Below are 6,000 nucleotides of genomic sequence, written 5' to 3' on the forward strand. Positions count from 1 at the left end.
GCTAAAAGAGATAAATTATCAATAAGTTTGTCTCAAAGTGGCTTCAATTGAACTTACATTTTGAAAAATTTTAATCAATTCATGGGATCGGGTTTTTCGTTCGGTTAACATCTGTTTGAGCGGTTGTAATAAATGCCGATCCGGATCATCTTGCAAAGCGATTTCGGCTGCATTTAAAATCCGAGTCGCATTGTTAAAAATATCTTGATGGTCAAAACCAAATTTGGCAGAAATTTGATGTAAATTCGCATCGGGAATGGTAGCACGTTCCGATAAGCTTTCATCTAAAATTAAACCTTTTAACAAGGCTAACAGCGCCGCATAGATGCGAAAATCATCACAAGTATCAAAAGCTTTAAATTCTATTCTGCCGACTTCTGCGGGAATTCTGGCGACTTTCGTGAGTGAGGGAACGCTTTTAATTAATTGTTCTTCTTCAGCCACAAATACTAATGTTGCCGATCTTCTGCCGGTTCGGATAAATGTTCTCGCCGATAAACCTTCCCATAACTGTCCGTTAGAAAAGGGAGAACTATAACTAAAAGGCACAATATAAGGACTGTAATAAGTGAGTTTTTGTCCCACATCAATCAGTTTTTCTATGGATAAATCGGCGAATGATAAGTTTAAATCAGGCCCATAAGTGACCATGTAAATTGTAGCCGTGTTTTCATCGGGATGAGTCTGTAACTGTTTAATTTCGTACTTGTTTAAGGGGGGTTCGGGTTGAAAAACGGAAGTATAAGGATTAAAACTGGTGAGAACGGGTGTAAATCCAAAATTAGCCGCCATTTCTCGTAATAATTTAAAACTGGTTGTTAATTCATTAATTGCCCTTTGAATATCTGCGTGAATGGTGGTTCTAATTTCAATCCCTTTCACGGCACAGTCAATCACTTTTCCAGATTCATCAAATCTTTCAAATCCTTCGATATACCAGCGCTTCTTTCTAATTCCCGCATCGCCAACTCGTAATTGTAACTCATCGTTGGGGTAGAGGGGGAGTTGGTCTATTATTTGCTGAAAATCGGCAAATGTTGTACGGGAGAAATCCGCAAACTTTCCTTTCGAGTTGAGAAAAGCAACTTCGTGTTCTATACCAAAGAAAAACATTTGAGTTAGTAATAAATTGGCTTTTAACTGTAACCAGGGATTCTAGGGCAAGATTGACAGCTTGACAGAAAATCACCCGGAACTAATTTACCATGATTCCCGATTCTTCTATCCATCTTTAAAGGAAAATTTTATAATAAAAAAGAGCATATTGTCTACGCTCCAAATTATGAATAATTGAATTGATATTCAGATAGTTTTAAAGACTAATCAATCAATTTTTTCGCTTTGTCTTTTAAGTTTTAAATTCCCTGCTGAATTTCAGCTTCGGCAAGATTCTTTTCCCTTCCATTTTTTGCTGAGGATCTCCGGTAATTTCACCCAATATTCTTGGCGGTTGCTTTGATATTATCTTCTAAACTCATGTTATTACTCCAATTGATATAAAACCTTAGAGGGATGTAACAGAACTTAGATTGAGGATATCCATTTTTCAAGCAACCTTAACCTGTTTTAATCCCGTCTCAAAGTTGCCAAATTCGTCAAGAGTTTAGATACAAATTATGAACAAGTTGAAAACCTCTTTTATTCCTATTTTATACCTAAAACTTACAACACGCGCAAAATACTAGGAATCCGATTAACAACATTAAAGCTTTGAATTTCATCAAGCGCCTGTCGAAAATTCCCCTCTCGAACATCGTGGGTAACAACCACAATTTCCGCCAATTCTCCATGGGTATCAATCTGTACAATCGATTCTATACTGACATCATGGTTTCCAAAACAAGTTCCTAACTTCCCAATCACACCCGATTCATCTTGAGTGATAAAACGAGCATAAAAGCGGGTAATTAAATCTTCCATCGGCGCAAGATTACAATAATGTTGATGGGTACAACTCATCAATGGATGAACCTCACCGGAAAGGGGACTATTGAGAACCGCCGCAATATTCAAAATATCAGAAACCACAGCACTTGCCGTTGGGCCAGCACCCGCACCAGGGCCAAAAAACATCACCTGTCCAATCGGTTCACCTTCAATTAAAATTGCGTTGTAAACATCATTAATACTCGCTAAAGGATGGGCTTTCGGAACTAAAGTCGGATGAACTCGAATCGAAAGTAAATCATTCTCAGCAGTAGCTTGGGAATCACGGCTGGCGATCGCGAGTAACTTGATGACAAAACCCAAACGATCCGCATAGGAAATATCGCTAGCATTAATATTACGAATTCCTTCACAGTAAACCTCACTGAGTTTGATCCGTCCCCCAAACCCTAAAGATGCCAAAATCGCAATTTTATCGGCAGCATCTAACCCATCAACATCAGCCGTCGGATCAGCTTCAGCGTAACCTAACTCTTGGGCGATCGCTAAAACCTCAGAAAAATCGACCCCTTCGAGTTGCATTCGGGTGAGGATGTAGTTAGTTGTCCCGTTGACAATCCCCATAATCCGATGAATGCGATTCGCCCCGAGAGACTGTTTCAAGGGTTGAATCACGGGAATTCCTCCCCCAACAGCCGCCTCTAACATCACATAAACGCCCTTTTCATTCGCCGCCGTGAAGATTTCATCCGCGTAGCGAGAGATGACGGCTTTATTAGCAGTGACGACGTGTTTTCCGTGAGAAATGGCTTTGAGAATCAGCGATCGCGCAGGTTCTAAACCGCCAATCAGTTCAACAACAATATCAACGTTCGGATCAGTGACAATTTCTTCTAAATCTGTCGTCAGTAGAGTTTCTGGGAGTTCCACTTGACGAGGCTTAGACAGCGATCGCACCCCCACTCGATGTAGGCTTAACCCTTGCAATAAAGGATGTCGTCCGTTGGTATCGAGAAGTATTTGTACGGTTCCTGTTCCAACTGTTCCGAGTCCCAACAAACCAATCTTAAAAGCCACAATTCCCACCCGTCACTAATTTCGTATTCTTCCTATTCTAAAACCAACGGCCCCCCCGAAACCGCCAGTGAGGAAATAAAATTCGGGTTAGGGCTTGAGAGGCGAGGTAAGTGGTCAACCAAACCAGACTGTAATGACAGATAAATAATCCTATCTTGAAAGTTTGCGGAGAAATACCGGGTAAACCGATCGTGTTAGCCAATCCCCCCACAAACAATCCTTCCCAAATTCCGGCGAGGAGTTGAAAGAGTCCTGGCCAGTCTCGATCCCAACGAAATTTTTGCAAGTAGATGTAGAGGGTATCCCAAACCAACCCAAACAGGGCGATATATCCCAGTAGGGCAAAGTAGATCCAACTCGGTTTACCCATTTTCCCCAACCAGAAGGGTAAACTCACCAACACACCGACTGTTGCGAGAAGAAATATACGGGTTTGCCAGCGTCCCAAAAGGGTTGGAGTCATGAAATTTTCGATGATTTAAGTCTGAGCGGTGAGCAATTGTAAATTTTTGTAAACTAAATTGTGGGGTAACACCCATCACGGGTTATACTACTTACATAGTAGATGCACCCTGATTAGATCGCCCATAACGTCATGGGCGTTTTTCTTTTTAATTCACCCAGGCCAAAGCCACAACGGTCTGTACATAATCACAAAAGAGGCCCAGAAGAAACTATCTTCTTGACCGAGGGGCTTTATTTTTTCTGAATATCCACTCAAAAACGGAGAGGGCGTGAGTCGGACGTTGAGAGGTTTTGGAATTGGGATCAATGAGTTTAGTTTTCAGTAAAATTTTTGTCACCCCTTTTTCTAGAGGTTCAAAAGGTGATTTTTCCGAAGAACTCGGAACTTGATCAAGCTGCCACCAACTCCCCAGACAGTAACCACAGATACTTGCAATCCCTCCAAAAACAATACTTAAATTCAAGGAATACCCTAACCCAAAAAAGGCAAGGGTCATGAGCAAGCCCAGGCTCAATCCGGTAAATAATCCAGCCGTTTTAGAAGAAGAGGATGCCATAGATTTTGACGATGGTTTCACTCTCCATTGAACCGCAAATCGATCAGTTTGAACAATTAATTCAACTCATCTATCCTGAGAGGTTAAAAGTATCTAGCAGAAATACTGGGTAAACAGAAGTGATCAAGATACGGATCTAGTCTAAATTCCAAATGCTCAATTCTTAATTCTGAGGGCGGTGGGGTAAGTTGCTCACGTTCAACAATTGCAACATTCTGATAGAGACGGATCACAGTCTCCTGTCCGTGATCGGTACATTGCAAATATTCTAGAGCATCTCGAATATAAGCGTACACAACAGTATAGAAAAAATCAGGGTATGCTACTCGTAAATCTTGGGGATGGTAATAACCTAGACTGTGATGAGTGCCAACTTCTTCAAACTCACGAAACAACTGAGTCATCTTGGTGAGATAATTAGGATCGGCTAACTGACCAATGAGATCAGCCGCTCGAACTAAACCTGCATAACTGCGAGTGTCTTGATATTTTTTGCCAGGAGGAATCGGAAAACGAGTGAGTTCAATATTATGCTGAATGGTATCAATATTAATCAGGTTAAATCGACTCAAAGTTTCCAAAGCAAACAATTGTCCGCGATCAACATGATAGGGAGTCAGACTTGCATCGGTTGTTTCTGGAGATAAATAAATTGTTTGTTGATCTGCGCCTGTTGCATAGCGTCTTTGTTCAAGGCGATCAGCTCGGCAAATTCTTTTACAGTAACCAATATCGTGACATAATAAGGAGACTATTGTGTTTAACCAATCTTGAGGGGAGACGCTACCTTCGTTGATTTGTTTGCCGCGAAGGATTTCTAGTCCTGCTAAAGTGACTAAAACCGTGTGTTCGAGATCGTGATAGGGTGCATCAGTTTGTGCGATCTTGGATAAAACAACACGAGCGATCTGATCAATGAAAGTAATAGGCTCTGATTCTGACTTGCCATAAAAGTCAATATAACCGCTTTGAAGCTGCTGGATGCAGGTGTTGAGTAGGGGTTGAGTGCAAGGATGAGACATGGGTAATTCTCCTAGTCAATTCGATTAGAGGATGGATTGAGGATCAGAGTTAATCCGATTAGAGTTCTGTGATCTATTAACAGTTTATGCAACTCTACTCACTCTGAAAACCATAAAAACTCATAATTTTTGAGAGATATTTATACTCAGTAAAATCTCGGAAAGTATTTTTTGAGTTGTATTTTTTTTTAAACCTCATAAAACCTCACAAAACCTCACAAACTCTTGAAAATGTGACTTCAATCACAAAAAATGGTCAAATATTATCTAGAATGAATAACAAAAACTGATGTTAATAGTTTCTCAGTGAGAACTCGGTATGATTTACACTTTAACGACCTTCAACTTAATTTGAAGAATCATGGATGCTCAAGCTGCACTAGACCACATAGATGACCTAATTTTTGCCAAGTTTGGCAAACCTTTGAATGATTTAGAACGAGAAGTTTTTATTGGATCGTGGCAAGACAAAACCTATAAGGAAATTTATCCCTACAACCCAGAGTATATTGAAAAATCAGTTGGTTATCAACTTTGGCAGAAAATTTCTACCGTTTTAGAAGAAAAAGTCAGTAAAAAAAACTTCAAAGGAGCGCTAGAAAGAAATCTTAAAAATACCGCTTGCAAAACCGTTTTAATTAGTTATCAAAATCAAGAACCCGATGCAAGTTTAGCCATTCAACTTGAGAATGCAATTGCTGTGGATGGACATCAAGTGTTTGTAACTCCTGTCGGAATCAATCAACCTCATTTAGTCAAAAAAACAACAGATTGGTTATCTCAAATTGATCATCAACTCCGACGTTGTGATTATTTTTTACTGTTGTTGTCTCCCCAGGTAACTGTGAGTGAAATTGTTTTAGAACAACTCAAACAAACAAAAGAACTACGAGACTTTCGTAGCAGTCAAAAACCGATTATTTTACCCATTCGAGTAAATTGTCCGGCTTGTTTACCCTTTAACCATGACTTGCGAAGCTATCTACTAGGAA

Annotated in this window: 6 protein-coding genes; 1 reads left to right on the forward strand and 5 read right to left on the reverse strand. The window is 40.0% G+C overall.

Annotated features, from left to right (window positions below; all coding sequences use genetic code 11):
• Nucleotides 1-18: 18 nt before the first annotated feature.
• The 5 genes from M595_RS07225 to M595_RS07245 form a co-directional block, all read right to left on the reverse strand.
• Nucleotides 19-1,113, reverse strand: a complete 1,095-nt coding sequence (locus M595_RS07225) for a hypothetical protein (protein WP_023065445.1) — start codon at nt 1,111-1,113, stop codon at nt 19-21.
• 549 nt (nt 1,114-1,662) lie between these two features.
• Nucleotides 1,663-2,964, reverse strand: a complete 1,302-nt coding sequence (locus tag M595_RS07230; RefSeq protein ID WP_023065403.1) for a homoserine dehydrogenase — start codon at nt 2,962-2,964, stop codon at nt 1,663-1,665.
• A gap of 37 nt (nt 2,965-3,001) precedes the next feature.
• Nucleotides 3,002-3,427, reverse strand: a complete 426-nt coding sequence (locus M595_RS07235; RefSeq protein ID WP_023065410.1) for a hypothetical protein — start codon at nt 3,425-3,427, stop codon at nt 3,002-3,004.
• A gap of 211 nt (nt 3,428-3,638) precedes the next feature.
• Nucleotides 3,639-3,986, reverse strand: a complete 348-nt coding sequence (locus tag M595_RS07240; protein WP_040483721.1) for a hypothetical protein — start codon at nt 3,984-3,986, stop codon at nt 3,639-3,641.
• Between the two features lie 83 nt (nt 3,987-4,069).
• Complete coding sequence (locus M595_RS07245) at nt 4,070-5,008, reverse strand: Npun_R2479 family HD domain-containing metalloprotein (protein ID WP_023065435.1); 939 nt, start codon at nt 5,006-5,008, stop codon at nt 4,070-4,072.
• 361 nt (nt 5,009-5,369) lie between these two features.
• On the opposite strand from M595_RS07245, the gene M595_RS07250 reads away from it, so the two are divergent.
• The coding region (locus M595_RS07250; RefSeq protein ID WP_023065467.1) for a toll/interleukin-1 receptor domain-containing protein at nt 5,370-6,000 on the forward strand (631 nt) is incomplete at its 3' end.

This window comes from Lyngbya aestuarii BL J, from assembly GCF_000478195.2.
Taxonomy (GTDB): Bacteria; Cyanobacteriota; Cyanobacteriia; order Cyanobacteriales; family Microcoleaceae; genus Capilliphycus; species Capilliphycus aestuarii.